General features: G+C 55.3%; 17 protein-coding genes. 8 read left to right on the plus strand and 9 right to left on the minus strand.

From position 1 onward, the window contains the following. Nucleotides 1-138: 138 nt before the first annotated feature. Both IQ22_RS09085 and IQ22_RS09090 read left to right on the plus strand, forming a co-directional pair. On the plus strand, nt 139-2040 hold the full coding sequence (locus IQ22_RS09085; protein WP_145140904.1) for a pyruvate kinase: 1902 nt from the start codon (nt 139-141) through the stop codon (nt 2038-2040). A 135-nt stretch (nt 2041-2175) separates the two neighbouring features. Then, complete coding sequence (locus tag IQ22_RS09090) at nt 2176-4221, plus strand: M13 family metallopeptidase (protein ID WP_145140906.1); 2046 nt, start codon at nt 2176-2178, stop codon at nt 4219-4221. A gap of 212 nt (nt 4222-4433) precedes the next feature. Here the strand turns inward: IQ22_RS09090 and IQ22_RS23335 are convergent, their stop codons facing one another. After that, nucleotides 4434-4601 carry a hypothetical protein gene (locus IQ22_RS23335; protein WP_167654165.1) on the minus strand — a complete coding sequence of 56 codons (168 nt, stop codon included), beginning with the start codon at nt 4599-4601 and terminating at the stop codon, nt 4434-4436. A 112-nt stretch (nt 4602-4713) separates the two neighbouring features. Between IQ22_RS23335 and IQ22_RS23555 the strand changes: the two genes are divergently transcribed. From IQ22_RS23555 to IQ22_RS09105, 3 genes are all read left to right on the plus strand, one after another. Next, nucleotides 4714-4863, plus strand: coding sequence for a hypothetical protein (locus IQ22_RS23555; protein ID WP_244309045.1), 150 nt, complete (start codon nt 4714-4716; stop codon nt 4861-4863). An 11-nt stretch (nt 4864-4874) separates the two neighbouring features. Then, nucleotides 4875-5198 carry a GNAT family N-acetyltransferase gene (locus IQ22_RS23560; protein WP_425298852.1) on the plus strand — a complete coding sequence of 108 codons (324 nt, stop codon included), beginning with the start codon at nt 4875-4877 and terminating at the stop codon, nt 5196-5198. Between the two features lie 231 nt (nt 5199-5429). Further along, nucleotides 5430-6245: a DUF1206 domain-containing protein gene (locus IQ22_RS09105; protein ID WP_145140908.1), complete on the plus strand. Its 816-nt coding sequence runs from the start codon at nt 5430-5432 to the stop codon at nt 6243-6245. A gap of 126 nt (nt 6246-6371) precedes the next feature. On the opposite strand, the gene IQ22_RS09110 is transcribed toward IQ22_RS09105, so the two are convergent. Further along, nucleotides 6372-6905, minus strand: a complete 534-nt coding sequence (locus IQ22_RS09110; protein WP_145140910.1) for a 2,4'-dihydroxyacetophenone dioxygenase family protein — start codon at nt 6903-6905, stop codon at nt 6372-6374. 193 nt (nt 6906-7098) lie between these two features. On the opposite strand from IQ22_RS09110, the gene IQ22_RS09115 reads away from it, so the two are divergent. Then, a complete protein-coding gene (locus tag IQ22_RS09115) occupies nt 7099-8067 on the plus strand; it encodes a helix-turn-helix domain-containing protein (protein ID WP_145140912.1) in 969 nt (322 codons plus the stop codon). A 66-nt stretch (nt 8068-8133) separates the two neighbouring features. On the opposite strand, the gene uvsE is transcribed toward IQ22_RS09115, so the two are convergent. After that, the gene (gene uvsE / locus IQ22_RS09120) at nt 8134-9159 is read right to left on the minus strand and encodes a UV DNA damage repair endonuclease UvsE (RefSeq protein WP_145140914.1); all 1026 of its coding nucleotides are present in this window, start codon (nt 9157-9159) and stop codon (nt 8134-8136) included. A gap of 95 nt (nt 9160-9254) precedes the next feature. Further along, complete coding sequence (locus tag IQ22_RS09125) at nt 9255-10148, minus strand: LysR family transcriptional regulator (RefSeq protein WP_145140916.1); 894 nt, start codon at nt 10146-10148, stop codon at nt 9255-9257. A gap of 146 nt (nt 10149-10294) precedes the next feature. Between IQ22_RS09125 and IQ22_RS09130 the strand changes: the two genes are divergently transcribed. Beyond that, a complete protein-coding gene (locus IQ22_RS09130) occupies nt 10295-10882 on the plus strand; it encodes an NAD(P)H-dependent oxidoreductase (protein ID WP_145140917.1) in 588 nt (195 codons plus the stop codon). A gap of 232 nt (nt 10883-11114) precedes the next feature. Here the strand turns inward: IQ22_RS09130 and IQ22_RS09135 are convergent, their stop codons facing one another. After that, nucleotides 11115-11357: a hypothetical protein gene (locus IQ22_RS09135; RefSeq protein WP_145140919.1), complete on the minus strand. Its 243-nt coding sequence runs from the start codon at nt 11355-11357 to the stop codon at nt 11115-11117. A 336-nt stretch (nt 11358-11693) separates the two neighbouring features. On the opposite strand from IQ22_RS09135, the gene IQ22_RS09140 reads away from it, so the two are divergent. Beyond that, complete coding sequence (locus IQ22_RS09140) at nt 11694-12539, plus strand: NAD-dependent protein deacetylase (RefSeq protein ID WP_145140921.1); 846 nt, start codon at nt 11694-11696, stop codon at nt 12537-12539. Nucleotides 12540-12566: 27 nt separating this feature from the next. On the opposite strand, the gene IQ22_RS09145 is transcribed toward IQ22_RS09140, so the two are convergent. The 4 genes from IQ22_RS09145 to IQ22_RS09160 form a co-directional block, all read right to left on the minus strand. After that, a complete protein-coding gene (locus IQ22_RS09145) occupies nt 12567-12920 on the minus strand; it encodes a response regulator (protein WP_145140923.1) in 354 nt (117 codons plus the stop codon). Then, nucleotides 12917-14641, minus strand: a complete 1725-nt coding sequence (locus IQ22_RS09150; RefSeq protein ID WP_145140926.1) for a histidine kinase famiy protein — start codon at nt 14639-14641, stop codon at nt 12917-12919. Before IQ22_RS09150 ends, IQ22_RS09145 begins: the two co-directional genes overlap by 4 nt. 176 nt (nt 14642-14817) lie before the next feature. Beyond that, nucleotides 14818-15429: a LysE family transporter gene (locus IQ22_RS09155; RefSeq protein WP_145140928.1), complete on the minus strand. Its 612-nt coding sequence runs from the start codon at nt 15427-15429 to the stop codon at nt 14818-14820. A gap of 74 nt (nt 15430-15503) precedes the next feature. After that, nucleotides 15504-16295, minus strand: coding sequence for a helix-turn-helix domain-containing protein (locus tag IQ22_RS09160; protein WP_145140930.1), 792 nt, complete (start codon nt 16293-16295; stop codon nt 15504-15506). Nucleotides 16296-16553: the final 258 nt, after the last annotated feature.

Raw genomic sequence — 16553 nt, forward strand, 5'->3', positions numbered from 1 at the left:
GCCGGGTAGGCTATTGGCCTTCATCCCGGCGACTCGCTGCTGAAAAGCCTCGCCGGTACATCGTTATGTCATGCAATTATGCTGATCTGCCCGGCAAGGTCTGTTCCTGTTGAACTCGATACCAAGAGGTAGGATATTGTGGTTGCCCAGAAACCCTCCTCCCCTCCTGCACGCGCCGCAGCAGAACTCGAAACTACGCTGGATGACGCGCGCACCTTACGCGATACCATGCTGGCTGCTGCCTGCCAGTCGCCCATCGAGGCGGAACATATTCATGAAAGCTATACCGAGAGTGCACGTAACCTGTTGGCCTATCTTGCCTTGCGGCGCCATGATGTGCGCTCCCTGCAAATGCGCCTGGCCCGGTTAGGGCTTTCCTCCCTGGGCCGCTCAGAGGCCTACACACTGTCGGCGTTAAATACAGTGGTCGCCGTGCTTCAGCGGCTGGCGGGGGGCGAAGAGGATTCCGTTCCCACCGAGTCACTGGACATGATGCGCGGTGAGCAACTGCTCCAGGCCCATGCCAAAGCCTTGTTTGGAGCACCTCCCGTCGAGCGTGGCGTACGCATCATGGTTACGATGCCCAGCGAGGCAGCCAACGACTATTCGCTGGTCCATGACCTGCTGGCAGCCGGTATGGACAGCATGCGAATCAACTGCGCCCACGATGGCCCGGAGACATGGCTCAAGATGATCGAGCACGTGCGCCGCGCCGAAAAGGCCCTGGAACAACAATGCCGGGTAATGATGGATCTAGCAGGCCCCAAACTACGCACCGGCCAGATCGAGCCTGGGCCAGCCGTGGTCAAGGTAAAGCCTACTCGGGATATGCTTGGCCGTGTCACGCAGCCGGCTCGCGTCTGGTTGAGCGCAAAGGAGGCGCCTGCAACTCCACCCTCGGAAGCTGATGCTGATCTGCAGGTACCTCAGGAATGGCTGGCACGGCTCGAAATTGGCGACACCCTGGGTTTCATTGACGCCCGCGACTCGCAGCGGCAACTGGAAATTGTTGATACGACCCGGAGTGGCTGCTGGGCCGAACTCTACAAGACGGCGTATATCACTCCCGGCCTGGTCCTGCATGTAGAGAACCGCAAGGGCCGTGGCGAGGCGAAAATCGCTGACTTCCCGCCGCGCGAGCAAGCCCTTGTGCTGAACGAAGGCGATACCTTGATCCTCATGCAGGATAGCCAAAAGGGGCGGCCTGCAACCTATGATCGCAACGGGCGCTTGCTCACACCGGCCACCATCGGCTGTACCCTGCCCGAAGTGTTCAACGATGTTCGGGCCGGTGAGCCGATCTGGTTCGATGACGGCAAAATCGGTGGCGTCATCGACGCGCTGGACAGCGGCACGCTGCGGGTCCGAATCACTCATGCACCCGGCGGGGCTAAGCTGCGGAGCGACAAAGGCATCAACTTCCCCCAAAGCAATCTCCAGCTCGACGCCCTGACGCCTCAGGATCTCGAAGCGCTGGCCTTTGCCGCGCAGCATGCCGACGTTGTTGAAATGTCCTTTGTCAATACGGCTGAGGATGTGAAGTCACTGCTGCATCACCTCGAACGGCTCAACGCCTCCCACCTGGGCGTCGTGCTCAAGATCGAGACACGCCGGGGCTTCGAGAATCTTCCCGCCCTTCTGTTCGCGGGTATGCGTCTCCCGCGCTTCGGAGTGATGATTGCACGGGGTGACCTCGCGGTAGAGAGCGGCTTTGAGCGGCTGGCCGAGCTTCAGGAAGAAATTCTCTGTCTGTGCGAAGCCGCCCATGTGCCGGTTATCTGGGCAACACAGGTACTGGAAACGCTGGCTAAAAAAGGAGCACCTTCTCGGGCCGAGATTACCGATGCCGCAATGGGCGTGCGTGCTGAATGCGTCATGCTCAACAAGGGGCCGCACATCCTGAAAGCGGTGAACACCTTGGGTGATTTGCTCAGGCGTATGCAAGCCCACCACAGTAAGAAACGTGACCTGCTCAAGAAGTTACACGTGGCGCAACAGCCAATGCTGGCTGATCACTGCCCCGAGCCGGATACGAAGTAATGCTTCGTCCCGGCTCCGCTTACATGCAGGAGACGCCGATCCGCGGGAATCTACCGGACCCAGGCGACTCCAAAGGGCTTCAGCGGTACAGGTGAGTCAAGCCTGACCCGGCGTCATTATTGGAATGGAGCATTCATGAGAGTTGTTCTTGCAGGGGCAGTGTGCGCCCTCGCCTTAAGTGCCTGCGGCCAGTGGGGGCTTGTTGATGCCCCTTTATCTTCCCAGCCAGCCTTGCAATCAGGCATCCAGAAGCAGCACTTCGATCCTCGCGTACGCCCTCAAGACGATTTTTATCACGCTATCAACGGCCATTGGCTGGCAACTACCCCTATTCCACCTGACAAGACCGACTATGGCGCGTTCTCCCAGATTGCCGATACGACCGAACAGCAGTTACACGCCATCATCGAGGCGGCAGCCAGGACGGAGACGCCTGCTGGTAGTGAAAAGCGAAAGATCGGCGATCTGTACGCCTCCTTTATGGACGAGGCCGATATTGAGCGCAAAGGGCTTACCCCGCTTCGGGAAGCCTTTTCCCGCATTGACGCTATTGATAATCAAGGCGAGCTTGTGCGGACCATGGCCTACCTGCAACAGATCGGCGTCGACGTTCCGCTAGCCGCTATGGTCAGCCAGGACCCTAAAGATGCCCAGCGTTATACCGGTTTTCTCACTCAAAGCGGGTTGAGCCTGCCCGACCGGGACTATTACCTGCTGGACGAGCAGCCCTTCAAAGCCATACGGTCTCGCTTCGCTACCCATGTCCAGCGCATGCTGACGCTGATGGGCGCACCGCAGGCGGCCCAACAAGCTCAGGACATCGTAACCGTCGAAACGCGGCTCGCCCGTCTGCACTGGGACCGGGTAAAAAACCGGGATCCCAATGCAACATACAACCCCTACGCCACACGTCAGTTGGATACGTTAAGCCCAGCCTTTGACTGGCCGGTGTACCTTCAACAAGCGGGCTTTAGCCAACTCGACCAGGTTGTCATCGAGCAGCCCAGCTACGTGAAAGGCCTCGGGCAACTCCTGGCCGACACACCCCTGCCCCTTTGGAAAAGCTACCTTACCTGGCATGTCCTGCATGCCTATGCCTCGGTGCTGCCTAAACCCTACGCCGATGAGGATTTCGCCTTTTTCGAACACAGTCTGAACGGGGTCGAACAGCCGCCCGAGCGCTGGAAGCGCGGCGTCTCCCTGGTAAACAGCATACTGGGCGAGGTGCTGGGCAAGGCGTATGTCGAGCAGCACTTTCCGCCGGAAAACAAGGCTCGCCTGGAGGTATTGGTACAAAACCTGATCTCGGCCTACGGGCAAGCCATAGACGAGCTGGACTGGATGAGCGCACCTACGCGCCAGGCGGCCAAAGCCAAGCTGGCAAAATTCTCCTACAAGATCGGCTACCCGGATCGCTGGCGTGATTATTCAGCTCTGCAAATCACGCCAGACGACCTCATCGGCAATATCCAGCACGCCACAGCGTTCGAGTACGCACGTGATCTGGCCAAACTAGGTAAGCTGATTGATCCGGACGAATGGAAAATGACGCCGCAGACCGTTAATGCCTATTACAACCCACAGCGTAACGAAATCGTCTTTCCGGCAGCGATCCTGCAACCGCCGTTCTTTGACATGGCAGCAGAAGATGCCGTGAACTATGGAGGAATAGGCGCAGTGATCGGCCATGAGATCAGCCATGGTTTCGACGATCAGGGTTCCCAATTTGATGGTGACGGTAATCTGCGTAACTGGTGGAGCCAGGCTGATCGCCTTCAATTCGAACGCCGTACCGCAGCGCTGGCCGAGCAGTACTCAACTTATGAGCCCTTGCCAGGTCACCTGATTGACGGCCGCTTCACGCTGGGCGAAAACATTGCCGATCTGGGCGGCGTAACCATGGCCTCCCGGGCCTATCGGCTCGCCTTGGATGGCAAACCTGCTCCGGTCATTGACGGGCTGACGGCCGACCAGCGCTTTTTCATGGGCTGGGCACAGGTGTGGCGACGCAAGTACACCGACCAGAACCTTCTCAATCGGTTGAAAACGGACCCGCACTCCCCTAGCCAGTATCGTACCAATGGTGTGCTCCGTAATATCGCGCCGTTTTATGACGCCTTTAACGTGAAGCCGGGAGATGGAATGTATCTGGCACCTGCAAAACGAATCAAAATCTGGTGATCATTCCCATCCGCTTGGTGGGCCTTGGCCTTTGAAGACTCGACCCCTGGTCTGACTGCGGTTAAAGGCGCAGGCACTTTTACGGTCGGCATCATATCGACCCTATCGGCAGCCGAGCTGCTAGCTGCTGCCGCAGCTCCTGCTATCGCCGATTTCAATGATCCTGCTTTATGGCATGTAATTCATACGAAGATCCAGGACGCTAAAAGACGCTAGACTAAACACCGCTGCATCTGGGCCTGAGCATCCTGGCGGGAGGTGAACGGCCCGCTGATGCGCTCGCCATTGTGGACCAGAAACCAGCAGACAAGAAAACCCTGATCGCGAAGTACCGAAGGAACGGCGCTTCCGACAACAGCCATTATCTGAACAACAGGCATAAGGACCTCCGCTACGCTCTTAAGCCTGTTTTTAGTTTAGAACACCCCCTTACCAACGACCAATCAAATTAACTAATAATAATCATTATCAAATAGCACACTAACAGAGCTCATGACTCTATTGCTGACTGACTACACGGTATTGAACAAACTCCAACAGCAGCAGGTAGCTACGTTGAGCGTTGCGCCTGAGCAAATCGAGTTTCCGGGACGATTCAAGCAGCCCTGGCGGCCGTCACGGACGGGCCTGACAACGCCATAAAGGGCCTGACGCTGCTACGTAATGACAAACCGGTAGGATTTCTGTTGCTCAAACGCTCTATCCTTGCACCTGCATGGGCCCTGCCTGACGCCTGTACTGTACATGCCTTGCAGATCGACCGGCAGATGCAAGGCCAAGGCCTGGGCAGGCTATGTCTGCACCTACTGCCTCAATCGGTTCGACAGGTATGGCCCGAACTCAAACGAATCATGCTGGCGGTCGACGCGCACAATCAGGCTGCCATGCAGCTGTACCTGAAACAAGGCTGGCAAGACAACGGCAAATACTATCCTGGTCGGGTTGGCTTGGAACGTCGGTTGACCTTGTTGCTGTGAAGGCTCTTCCAGCAGACAGGTATCGCGTGGCCCTTTCAACCCCTTCTCAGTGTTTTTGTCGTCGGGGCAGCATTTGAAAACAGTGTATGTCGCCAGCAACGACAGGCCTTTCAAGGCGGACCGTATGATGAGCTGCGCCTGATACCTCGTCAGGTACTTCCCATCCGCTAGAACCCTATATGGCCTAATGATGTCTTTCCTATATCAGGCTTTATTGTAGGAAGACGCACTATGACTCCCAACCGTGGACTTACCCTTCTTGCTCGTAGCGGTTATGCGGCCCGAGGCGTGGTGTATTTGATCATTGGCAGTTTTGCAGCGCTGGCAGCCATGGGTTCGGGCCAGCCGGTCGATAGCCATCAGAGCTTGGAAAAGGTACTGGCTCAACCCTCCGGCACGCTGCTCTTATGGATCGTGGTAGTAGGCCTTGCTGCCTTTGCCGCCTGGCGGGCCGTTCAGGCAATCCGAGATTCGGATCACCATGGTACGGACATAAAAGGCCTGACCGTTCGGATCGGCCTCCTGGCCAGCGGAGTCACCTATGTATTGCTGTCGTTGTTTGCCGTGGGTTTACTAATAAGCGGTTTTCAAGGGCCAGGAGGTGGCGGCTCGGGAGGCGGCGGCGGTCAAACACAGGACTTTCTGGCCAAGATGCTCGCCTGGGATCATTCTAATCTCGTCATTCGCGCTATTGCCCTGATCCCGCTCGGCGTAGGAATTGCACATCTGATTAAAGGCTGGAAGGCCAGTTTCGAGAAATACTTCCAGGCCAATGCCAACGTCATGAAGATCGTACGTCCTGTTTCCCAGTTCGGCCTGATTGCCCGTGGCATCGCTTTTATCGAAATTGCCTTCATTTTGGGCATCAGCGGCTCGCGTTATCAGGCAACGAATCCCCCGGGTATCAAGGATGCCTTGAATGGCTTGCAAAACCTGCCTTTCGGACAGTTCGTTCTGCTGGTTGTGGCCCTGGGCCTGATTGCTTTTGCGGTATACAGCTTTGCCGAGGCGATCTGGCGTCGGATCAATATGAACGTCCCGGTGTGACGTGTTGAGATTCAAGCGAACTTATTCTTTGTAAGGCACGTTAACCACAAGGCACTGCATCGGATGGATGTACACCGCAATGCAGTGCCTTGTGGTTATTACACACTCTAACGCCTTAGGCTAGACTCAGCGAAACAACGTATCGACATAGGCTGCACCAATACCTATTCGCTCGTAATGCTCACGACAGAGCTTGATATAGTCGTGTACATCAAAGTAGCCCTCGCTATTGCCGTTGTGGTCCAGCCAGATCAGCGGGCCCTTCACGATGAAAAACACCCGCATCGGTTCATGGTAGTCATAGGCTACTAACGTGTGGCCCTCACCGGGCGTCTCATAGACAAAATCCCCGGCAGTGGCGGTCCAGTCATGCTCAAGGTATCCCCACTTTCCCGAGATCGTATAGGCAAAGACCTCATGGGGATGGTAATGCCGATTGACCAGACCGGCCTCCTTGGCCATCAGTACATCGCACCACTTGTTCTCGGAAGGCGAAATCCATAACGGCCGGCTGGAAACGCTATCGGTAAAAGGCACGTAATAGCGCTCATCCTCGGTTGGCGCATTAGCAATATAAACTTCGGGCTTGGTATCTGGCTTGAAGCAATGGGCGATGGGTTGCAGTTCTTTCCAGAACTCAGTGCGGGCTAACTCAGGCATGATGAAACCTCTCGTTCTTGTTCTGGCATCGACCATACCGCAGCCACGTACATAATATTTGACGAATCCGGCCGCTTCTTTTGCCGATTCAGGACACCTGAGGGCATATCGCTTCGCCTCAGACGATTGACCATCATGCCCTGGCCGCCTAGTCTCAGAGAGCAGACTCGCCCATAAAAAGAACAGGTTTGCCATGCCTATCGTGAGTCGTATTTCGACCCGTAATGTACCGCCCCATCAACGTCTCGATTTATGGGAAGCTTATAATGCTCAAGCACTGGTTGGGCTCAAGTGCTCCTCCTTTGCAGAAGAAGGCCTGGACGCCGCACAAGACAATCTTGATCTGACCACACTGCGCCTGGCAGACATTCGGGGTAACCCGCATGTTATTGAGCGCCCGCCTCCCTTAATCAGGGCGACTCCCAAGGAAGCCGTATTCGTTAGCCTCATCCTCAAGAGCGATGCGTTTTTCTACCAAGGGGCTGAGTGCTTTACACTTAAGCCCGGCGAACTGGTGCTTTACACAACTGACACGCCCTACCTGTTCGGCTTCACAGGCAACATGCGGCAACTCCTGTTCGACGTTCCGCTGGACCGCTTTCAGGATCAAGCTCAGGTGCTCAAGCGCAAGCCCATCCGGATTGGCCCAGAACAGACCACGCAGCGTGTACTTCTAAACGAACTGCGTGCTCAGGCGCTGGCCCTGTTGAATATGCAAGACACATCTCCGGCCCGCGTACCCTGTGAGGCGGCCTTGAATGTCATCCTTAATCTGTTGGCAACGCAGACAGGTCAACCCTACGCCTCCGCCCTGGCAGCACGCTATCGATTGCAGGCCTTTACGTTTATTGAAGAACACCTGCCCGATCCGGAGCTGACAGCAACACAGGTGGCAAAGGCCGTAGGCCTATCAACTCGGCATCTGAGTCGGCTGTTTGCTGAAGAACATCAGTCCGTCGCACACTTCATCCTAAAGCGCCGATTGGAGCGGACCAAGGCCGCGTTGTCTGATCCCGCGTTGCAAAGGCAAAGCGTGAGTGAAATTGCCTACCGGCATGGGTTTTCCAGCCAGGCCCATTTCTCGCGCGTATTTAGAGCAGCTTTTGGAGTATCGCCTTCCGACGTCAGAGCCCAGGCTGCTAGCGTGCCTGACAAACAATAGAGACTGCATACGGCACCGGTACATACATGTCTCCGGTGCAATGCCCCACAACGCGCTATAGCTTGCTCAAGCCGCCTTTTGAGCAAGGTAGTCGTTATAAAAGTCGATAACGGCCAGGTTCTTGTGCTTGGCTTCGAACATGATGTCGAATCTATCGAGAAACGACATTGCATACTGATTGCACCAGCGGTTCCACATGCGGTCGCTATGGGCATACAGGTCTCGCTTGTTAACCTTGGTCAACAGCGTTTCCATATCGAGCTTTTCATTGGCCGAAAAGCCCATGTCCATTAACATTTCCAGCGATTGCGAGTAATGCATGGTCGGCCGCACGCCTCGCCAGCTTTCAATGATGCGTTGGACCCGAGGGTCGTCCCGCTCGATATAGCGTCCCTCATGAATCCAGCAGTGGTGAATATCAAGTACGACAGGCGCGAGATCGGCCAGCTCCAGGCAGGCGTCTACGCCGTGCTTTTTTTCCTCGTTTTCAAAGGTAATGCACTGTTTAGCCACTTCGGACAAGCGTGGCCATATGTGCCGAATCCCTTCTACTCCGAGCCGCCCGGAAATATGGATGTTGCATTTGAAGTCCTGGAACCTGCGGCCATACCCCATCATGCGGATCATGTCGGCATGGTATTCGAACTCGCGAATACTGTTCTCCACGATGTCCGGATTATCGGACGCCAGCACACAGTACTGCCCTGGATGCATGGAAAGTCTTATGTCATGGGCACGGGCGTACTCGCCGATGGCCTCGAACTGCTCCGTAATGAAACGGCGAATAGTGGTCGAGTCATAGAAATAGGTATAACTGGGGTGGCTATAGAACGGCAGGATGTCACTGCTCATCCGCATCATTTTTAAATGCGACGGCAACGAGTTCACATAGCTCAGCAGACGCATCTGCGCCTGCAGATTGTGCTCGATGACATACAGCAGCTTTTCCTCCGCCGCCTCGGTCGTTACGCCAGACATCCAGCGCAGTGTGGTTGTCTTGCCATTGTAAAGCCGCTCGATGGTCTCGATTTCCTTGGCGGGCAGGCTTCTGTCGGGATGCCTGTAACTGCATGCAAAACCGATTCGATACATGGGAACACCTACGATAAAAAACGGATGCTGTAAGCCCAGTGGGTAGATCTCTTTCTAGTAGGAGGGCGGATCAGCGTCGAAGTGCCGGCCCTTGGTCAGAGACGGGTGTTCAGGTGCTGGGCAATAAAATCAAGGAACAGCGTAATTCGCAGCGACAACTGGGTATTGCGGTAGTACACGGCATTGATGGTCTGCTGAACATCCTGCAGGTGATCGACCAAGACCGGCACAAGCTGCCCCTGCTCACGGGCCGTATGAGTCATGAAATCAGCGAGGCAGGCGATACCCTGCCCCGCCTGAACCAACGCCAGTAAGGTCATCCCGCTGGATGCAGACAGGTCCGGGGTTACATGCAGCCTTCTACCGTGCTTATCGAGTACCGGCCATTCGTTGAGATGGTCGAGCTGGCTAAAGCCCAGCAAGGTATGTCGCTTAAGATCAGCCACGCTTTTCGGTTCGCCATAGGTGGCCAGATACTCGGGGCTGGCCAGCAGGCGTAGCGGGCTCTGCCCCAGCGGCCGCGCCTGGAGAGTGGAGTCACGCAATTCACCTATGCGAATCGCCACGTCCGTACGCTGCTCCAGGAGATCAATGAAACGGTCGTTAGTGTCCAGCTCCAGGGTAATACCGGGATACTGCTCCCGAAAGGCACCTACCAACGGCACGATGGTGTGGACCATAAACGAGGGCGCAGCATTGACCCGTAGCCGTCCGGCGGGTCGTTGCCGACGAATGGCTAACTGCTCTTCAGCCTCGTCGACCGAAGCCAGGATGGCACGTATCTGGGCCAGGAAGTGGCGGCCTTCATCGGTCAGCTCCAACCGCCGCGTAGTACGGCGCAGCAGGGTGGTATCAAGCTTTTGCTCCAGCCGGCTTAAGGCACGGCTGACGCCGGATACGGTCTGCCCTAATTGATCCGCTGCGGCTGTAATAGAACCGGTTTCCACAACAGTCTTGAAGACCAAGTGTTCTTCCAGCGTGGTTTTCATGGTGCGCCAGCCATTCTTGACTAAATATCAAGTATTTTTTCCACTTTCCCTACTTAAAAGGCAAGCATTAACCAGCCACACTGTCTGTTTTCTCAGGCGCAAGAAAGCAACGTGCGCCTAGCCATTTTGAAGCGCAGAGGGCATTCATGAACATTTTATTGATCAATGGCGGTAAAGCGTTTGCCCACTCGGGCGGACGCTATAACGATACCCTGCACACTATGGCTGTCGGCCACCTGAGCGAGCTGGGCCATACCGTGAAGGAAACCCGCATCGAAGACGGCTATGATGTGGAAGCAGAAGTCCAAAAGTACCTATGGGCTGATGCGATCATCTATCAGATGCCGGGCTGGTGGATGGGCGCGCCCTGGACCGTAAAGAAATACCTGGATGAAGTCCTTACTGCTGGTCACGGCTCATTATATGCCAATGATGGACGCACCCGCTCTGACCCGTCCAAGCAGTACGGCAGTGGTGGTCTCCTGCAAGGTCGCCGCTACATGCTGTCCCTGACCTGGAACGCACCCAAAGCGGCTTTTGACGAGCCTGGTAACTTCTTTGAAGGCAAGGGTGTGGACGGGGTGTACTTCCCGTTCCATAAGTCGCAGCAATTTATAGGCCTAGAAGCCCTGCCTACGTTCCTGGCAAATGATGTCATCAAGGAGCCTAACATCGAGCGTGATGTTGCCGATTACCAAGCGCATTTGACCAAGGTATTCGGCCAAGCAAAGTAACGTACCGGGCTTACGTACCCACTACGCTTTTAATAAAGAGCACTGCTTTACAGCGAAGTACTTGTTATAAGGCAGTGTTCCGGCGCTCCGATTAATTAACCAGCGCCGCCTATAGACTACTTATCGACATCCTAACCTTAACGTTCTGCCACTAGCGCGTGCGGTTTCTTTATAAGTTCTATTGGGTAGCACAATACTTTTCAAACTAAACGTGGCAACAAAGACAGCAGCATTAGTGTTTAGCTGCATATTCTTTATTCAAACGGTTCAACTCACGCTTCACCTCGCTAGAGATTAGCATCAGCTGTTGCAAGTCGATAATATCTAGTCGACTAACCAATCGTGTCACGCTCTGGCCTGTATCGTTATCCTTAACGGCCAGAACAACCAAATTCGAACTTTCAGGCACAGCCGATAATTGCACATCACAATTATCGTTGAACAATCCGGATACGCTAGGGTTAAACGAAGGCATAGTGGTTTACAACTATGTGAAAAAGTTTGTCCTTTAATGACTATCGGCAAACGGCAAGGGTTCTTTAATATACTATAAGGATCACAAATACCGATCAGCGGTTTTAATAATCATAGAAACCCACTAGAGCTATACAAAACTTATATATAGAGTTTTGCAAATTAATGTTACATAGCTTTCAAATTATTCTCTAAGAAATAAAAGCAGAGCATAGGCCTCATTCTTGTTTGTCTTCCTGAGTGGCCCTTGTAGAACGATCAGCTGGCCCCAGGGTCAGGTAAAAATCATAAGTCTTTGATCGAAAGACTGTGTTGCCCTTTCGCTGGAAGCCTTGCCATGCTGGATGTCACATCAGAATCACCCTTGACCGAACTACTTAATATTGTGAAATCACGTACAGTTCTGGTCATCACCGGGGCAGGTATCAGCACGGCTTCGGGCATTCCGGATTATCGAGACGCCAACGGTGTTCGCCGCGGGCGAGCGCCAATGATGCATCAGGAGTTCGTCAGCTCGGCACAGGCCCGGCGGCGTTATTGGGCACGCAGCATGCGGGGCTGGCCTACCGTGCGTCAGGCGCAGCCAAATGCAGCGCATCACGCCCTGGCCCACCTTGAGGCAAAGCACCGCATTTCACGCCTTATCACCCAGAATGTGGATGCGTTGCACGAACAGGCTGGCAGCCACCGTGTCATCGAACTGCATGGCAACCTGCATCGCGTGGTTTGCCTGGATTGTGGCAAGTGCCAACGACGAGAAGATATTCAGGCCATTCTGGAATCCGAAAACGCCTACCTGCAGGAGGCCGACATTATCCTTGCGCCCGATGGAGACGCTCAACTGGCTGAGCATTACCTCAATGCGTTTCGCATGCCCGCCTGCCCCTGCTGCGGCAGCGAAATGCTCAAGCCTGATGTTGTCTTTTTTGGCGACGGCGTACCGACCCATCAGGCTGACGCAGCAACACGCAGCGTACAAGAAGCAGAGGCGCTGTTGGTCATAGGTACCTCGCTAATGACCTACTCCAGCTTTCGTCTCTGTCAGCAGGCTCACCGGGAAGGCAAGCCCATCATGGCCATCAACCTGGGCAAGACACGGGCGGATGCCTTACTAACCCTAAAGGTTGAATCCCATTGTGAGGATGTACTCCCCCGCGTAGTTGAGCAGTGGGTAAATGCCTGAAGGCGCCACCGTTCAAACTCAGGCAGCTCACGCCTCGGCGAGCAGTTCCTGAAGCTGGTGCACCAGTTGTGCAAGTTTCACAGGCTTCATGAAAACAACCGTGTTAAGGCTGTCGATATAGTCTTCGCTGGGATACCCCGACACAACAATCACTGGGAGCGAGGGAGTGCGGAGCCTTAAATGACGAATAAGCTCGCTGCCTCCCATTCTTGGCATAGCCAGGTCGGTAATAACGGCATCGGCCGGATCCGCATCATAAATACTCAGGGCAGATACACCCTCATGGGCTATCGATACCCGGTAACCACTGGCCTCCAAAAAGTCCTGGAACAGCGTAGCAATCTGGAAGTCGTCGTCGACCACAAGGATATGGCGTATCACTCAGTCAAATTCCTCTGGCCGAACACGGACGGGGTCCGATCCAATAGCGTGGCTATTCGATCGGCCAGCTCATGCTGCCGATAGGGTTTAGTCAAGGTAATCATGGAAACATCAACATCCTGACTGGCCAGATCATCCATGTAGCCGGTTGCCAGAAGTATTGGAATATCAGGGTACCGTTGGCGAATACGTCTGGCCAGGACCAGCCCATTAATGCCGCCCGGCATCATGACGTCAGTGAATAATAAATCCACAGGGCCTTGCCGGTCGAGCAACTGCAAGGCGTCCTCTCCACTAGCAGCGGAGAAAACCTGATAGCCCAACGACTTCAAATACGACTCCGTAACCTGACGTACGTCGTCGCTGTCTTCGACCAGCAGAATTGTTGAGGCCGACTGAAGCGTAGCCGAATCCTCCGAGGAGCCGTCAGAAGGTGTAGGCGGCACCATTCGCTCAGTCGCGACGGGAAAAATCATCCGCACCGTAGTGCCCTCACCCGGCTGGCTTTCGATTTCCAGACGACCATGTGATTGCTGAACGAAGCCGTGCACCATCGCCAGCCCAAGGCCGGTGCCCGGCGTCTTGGTGGTAAAGAAGGGCTCAGTGGCCCGCTGTACGATTTCAGGCGGCATCCCCTCGCCCTCATCTATGACGCAGATCATGACATACACGCCCGCTGGCAAACGATGGGCATCGCTGCGCTCCCGGTCCTGCAAAATGGCCGTCCCGATCGTTACTTTGCCGCCGTTAGGCATTGCATCGCGGGCATTGATCAACACGTTCAGCAGGGCCATTTCCATATGGGTAGGGTCTACCGTACACGCGGGCAGCCCTGGTTTAAGATCCAAACGCAGATCCACTTTCTCACCCAACGTGCGCACCAGCATTTCGCTGAAGTCCACAACGAGGGAATTCAGACTGACCTGCCTAGGCTCCAGCCTTTGCTTTCGGGCAAAGGTCAGAAGCTGCTGAGTCAACTTGCCGCCGCGCTCGGCGGCCTGCTGGGCGCTCTGGATCGCGAGCGCCAGCATCGCGTTGTCCTGCGTGTACTGTTCGGCGAGTTCAAGATTGCCGGTAATGACCTGAAGCAGGTTGTTGAAATCATGGGCGAGCCCGGCCGTGAGCTGACCAATCGCCTCCATCTTTTGTGCTTGCCGAAACGACTGCTCTGAAAAACGTCGCCGTGTGATGTCGATTTGCGAAGCGAACCAGTACAGCAGCCTGCCGTTTTCATCAAAGATCGGCCCCGTGAAAAAGGCATTCCAGAACGGCGTACCGCCGGCCTTATAATTGAGAATATCCACAGCTACAGCGCGATGATCCTGAAGCGCGGCCCGGATTTCCGCTACGGTATCTGGATCCGTCTTCTCACCCTGAAGAAAACGGCAGTTTCGTCCTACGACTTCTTCCTCTCGATATCCGGTCAGGTCGAGGAATGCCCGATTGACAAAGACGAGAGGGTTGTCCGGCTGATTCGGGTCGCTGATGGCCATAGGCATCCGCGTCATTTCAACGGCAGCGAAGAATATGTTGCCTCGATCGTCCAGGCCCGACCGTGAGATATAGGAGGCCTGCCAGTGTTTGACGCCAGGATTACCCAACGGATGATAACTGTTGCCCTCTAGCTTCCCACCGGCCGGCAGCCCAGCACTTTGTCCGCCCCCTTCCGTATCTAGTGGTCGGTCGAGGTTGGCATCCCCCTTGTCGCTGCTTGTCGTCATCGTTTACCCCACTCTCCTGCGCCAAGCCCTTGCAGCCAGCGAAACGAATAATTCATTCCGGTAGGTGACACGAACCTTCAAGGGGGTAACGGTGTACTCATGCCCGGACGTGGTACTTAATAGACTCATCCTATCAAGGCAGGGTTTCATTTGATCTACATCACATTATTTTCATTTCAGCGTCCGTTCAGAGCCAGCAGGGCCAGTACCAACAAGGCGACCCCACATACACCGTGGCTGATGCGGTGGCCGCGCGGCGAAACAGTACGGCCCAACCAGGCGGCCAAACCAGCACTGATAAAACAACTGGTTACGGAAGCCGCCATGAATCCCCCAAAGAAGGCAGCCAACTGCCCGGTGCCAGGGGTATCGCCAACAATTCCTGCCAGCGCACTGCCAAGTGCGCCCCAGTACACAATGTTCTTGGGGTTGGTCAGGGAAATCAGAGCACCGGTCAGAAAAGCACCTGCTGTCTGCGGGCTGGCTTCATCAGTTGGCGCAGGCAGACGCCAGGCCTCATACATGCTTCTGAAGCCCAGCCAGGTCAGGTAGATCGCACAAACCACTGCCAGCGGCGTTCGGATGGCCGGCTCCATCAACAAGATAGAGATTCCGGCAAGCCCCAATAAGGCCCAGAGCGCATCGCCGATCAGTGATCCTAGCTGCACATACAAGGCGGGTCTGAAGCCACCCTGTAAACCACGCCGGAGCGTTTCCGCCAAAACGGCGCCGGGAGACAAACAAAAGATAAAACCGAACAGTGCGGCGGACATTACGATCATCAGCATGAGAGATCACCGGAAAAAGAAACAGCGCAACCCTGCCTGTTATGGCCGGAAAAAACTTGTACTGGATTGCGGTCTCACCCTCGTAGGGCACGTTGATAACGCCCTGGTGACAGTCCATAGGCTGCGCGGAAATGCCGACTCAGGTGGCTTTGATCGGCAAACCCTAACGCATAGGCTACCTGCGTGGCGGGCATCCCGGCACGCAGCAGGGCCTGGGCGCGGCGCGTACGCAGTTGCATGGCCCACTGCCGAGGGCTGAGCCCGGTTTCCTGCTGAAAGGTACGCAGCATGTGGAACTTGGACAATCCCAGTTCGCAGGCTATCTCGTCCAACGTCGGACTCTCCTGTAACCGTGCGGCCAGTAGTTCCTGAGTACGTATGACAGCTGATACCCCCATGGAGACTGGGCAGGCCAGGCGTACACCTATCGCCGTCATGACTTGAGGCAGCAGCATGACCAGTTCTTCCTCGCCGCGCTCGCACATGAACGGATCACCGGACAAGCTCCAGGCTATTGCCACGGCCAAAGCCTTTGCCAGGTCTGGTCGCTCACACACAGGTCGCTCGAACTCGACCCGGCTCACTCCTATATCGGCGGCCAGCCTCTCCGTCGTCAGGTACAAACTGACAAACCGCCATGGTTGCCCCTCCTGAGCACCGCCCGCTTGAATCTGCCCGGGGTTATAAGCGGTAATCGCTCCTGCTCGTGCAGTAAAGGTCTTTCGATCCAGCCAGACCTGCTCCTCACCAAGCAGATTGGCGCTAATGACGCATTCGTCATGGCTGTGCTTTTCAAAGCGCTGCCCTACTGCTTCGACAGCACTTACTTCCATGGACCCAAGCCGGGCGTAGCGTATACCAGTCATGATCTTATCCTTCGTCTTAGCCCATAAGCTTCCTGCTCTACAACAGGCGTAGCAAAAGGCTTACAAACGTCTACCACGTTTGCCGCTAGGCCTGCCTGCGCGGTGTGCGTACTCTACACACATCAGATGCAGCGCAGGACGCGCTCAGCCTGATCAAGGACGTATGACTCTGCCAGGATGGCATGTCGACAGGATGTCGAGCTTGGTCAGCAAATAACCCGCTTCGGCGGGTTTTTTGTTGGCTTCGAAAACCATTCA

Source organism: Pseudomonas duriflava (assembly GCF_007830155.1).
Taxonomy (GTDB): domain Bacteria; phylum Pseudomonadota; class Gammaproteobacteria; order Pseudomonadales; family Pseudomonadaceae; genus Chryseomonas; species Chryseomonas duriflava.